The organism is Ligilactobacillus equi DSM 15833 = JCM 10991 (genome assembly GCF_001435735.1).
Taxonomy (GTDB): domain Bacteria; phylum Bacillota; class Bacilli; order Lactobacillales; family Lactobacillaceae; genus Ligilactobacillus; species Ligilactobacillus equi.
This window is the reverse complement of the sequence record NZ_AZFH01000203.1, coordinates 1-984: the sequence shown is the minus strand read 5'-3', so window position 1 is coordinate 984 and position 984 is coordinate 1. Positions and strand designations below refer to the sequence as shown.

Genomic DNA, 984 nt, shown 5'->3' with positions numbered 1-984 from the left:
TTCTGGATAGACGTTAGAGCTATATCCAGTCCATCCATCACATATTATCGCACCGCTATATTAGAAGAACCACGTGTATCAGAGTGCTTGTAAAAAGTTCCCTTTTTAGCTGGCTTGATTCGTTTTTCAGGTAATGGATTTAAGCCCTGAAGAAGCCACTCAATTTGTTGCTAAGTTATCTCAGAAACCTCTTCACGATTTCTAGGCCACTGAAGTCGCCCATTTTCAAATCGTTTGTAAAGCATAGTAAAACCTTCGCCGTCCCAATAAAGTCCTTTAAAGCGATCATTTCTGCGTCCACAGAATAAGAAGAGCGAATCGTCATAGACATCCATTTCATAGTAATCTGAGATTAAAAGTGCAAGACTATTAATCCCTTTACGTAAGTCAGTATTCCCACAAACGATATACACATGTTTTGGATAATTGTAGTTAATCAGCATATTTCATCACCATTTTTATAATATCTTGTAATAGTTCTTCCTTCGTTTCATCAAAGACTGATATTTTGAAGGATGTTGTTTGGATATCTGCTATTATCTTTTTTCTACTGTACTTTGGTTTTCGCTGCGGACGTCCCTTACCGGAAAGCGGAGCTTTTGCTTGATCCACCTCCGGTGACTTAAAGTTGACTGGTACAATTTCTGTTATCTTTTCCATTAAAAAATCCCTCCGTAGTACTGATTTTCTTCCAGTATACAGAGAGATTGCCCGATAGTTAATACGGGGGTGTTATAGGGTGTTTACGCATTTATGACTTGCCTCATTCCAGTCACTACCATATTTTCCATACTAATCAAACAACCCTGTTGCAAATTTATACAAACAGGGTCGTTTCTAAATTAAGTTATTATTAATAAACGTAACACATACCATTAACTAAACTTTTCGCTAATGTACTGTGCCATACTTTCCATATCGGTGAACATTGGTCTTGCGTCAAGAAAACGGACAAGTTAAAATGAGATTTTTAACGACTAATCA

At 37.0% G+C, this 984-nt stretch carries 2 protein-coding genes; both read right to left on the bottom strand.

What is annotated here, in order from left to right:
• Positions 1-170: 170 nt before the first annotated feature.
• The gene (tnpB, locus tag FC36_RS11145; RefSeq protein ID WP_082614617.1) at positions 171-443 is read right to left on the bottom strand and encodes an IS66 family insertion sequence element accessory protein TnpB; all 273 of its coding nucleotides are present in this window, start codon (positions 441-443) and stop codon (positions 171-173) included.
• Positions 433-660: a hypothetical protein gene (locus FC36_RS11140; protein ID WP_056986973.1), complete on the bottom strand. Its 228-nt coding sequence runs from the start codon at positions 658-660 to the stop codon at positions 433-435. The genes tnpB and FC36_RS11140 overlap by 11 nt, the downstream gene beginning before the upstream one ends.
• Positions 661-984 lie beyond the last annotated feature (324 nt).